Origin of the sequence: Pantoea sp. SM3, assembly GCF_000963995.1 — a bacterium.
Taxonomy (GTDB): Bacteria; Pseudomonadota; Gammaproteobacteria; order Enterobacterales; family Enterobacteriaceae; genus Pantoea; species Pantoea rwandensis_B.
The window spans coordinates 1-494 of record NZ_JZRD01000085.1; the positions used below are offsets into that span (position 1 = coordinate 1).

Below are 494 nucleotides of genomic sequence, written 5' to 3' on the forward strand. Positions count from 1 at the left end.
CAAACTCGCTCTGCACCTCGCCCAACGCCAGGGCAATGGCTGCACGCCTTTCCGGGTTCGTCTCGCCGCCGTTCATAGCGCGAAGCTGGCGTGCCACGCCGTCTGCGCTGATATCATCTTCGCTGCTCATCAGCGCGACCACCGCCTCGCCCAGCACAACGTCGGCCAGACGAGTTAAATCTTTATTATTCATACCCGCATCTTCCGGTTCGTGCCTTCCGGGCAGGATGGCCATTCCGGGCGATCCTGAATGCATGCTGCGGGTCCCGCCTCATCACACCGGGGTAACTCAGCGTTCAAACAGCATGCCGATAAGCGTCTGGTAATGACGCTCTTCTTCCTGATTCGCTGCCACTTCAAGGCGGCGCAGCAGTTTGGAACAGATGGCCTTACGATTAAGGTTCTTGCCTGCGCGCAGGATTTCTACGACAATCTGCCCCAGCGTTTCCTGCTGGGTTGGCGCCGACGCCTTGCTGAAGTAATGCGCAATGTCG

The 494-nt window shown here is 58.7% G+C and carries 2 protein-coding genes; both read right to left on the minus strand.

The window, feature by feature from the left end; translation table 11 throughout:
- Window positions 1-193: hypothetical protein (locus VI01_RS24520; RefSeq protein ID WP_045816997.1), on the minus strand; the 193-nt coding region annotated here is incomplete at its 3' end.
- Window positions 194-289: 96 nt separating this feature from the next.
- Window positions 290-490: a regulatory protein YcgZ gene (ycgZ, locus tag VI01_RS24525; RefSeq protein WP_045816998.1), complete on the minus strand. Its 201-nt coding sequence runs from the start codon at window positions 488-490 to the stop codon at window positions 290-292.
- Window positions 491-494: the final 4 nt, after the last annotated feature.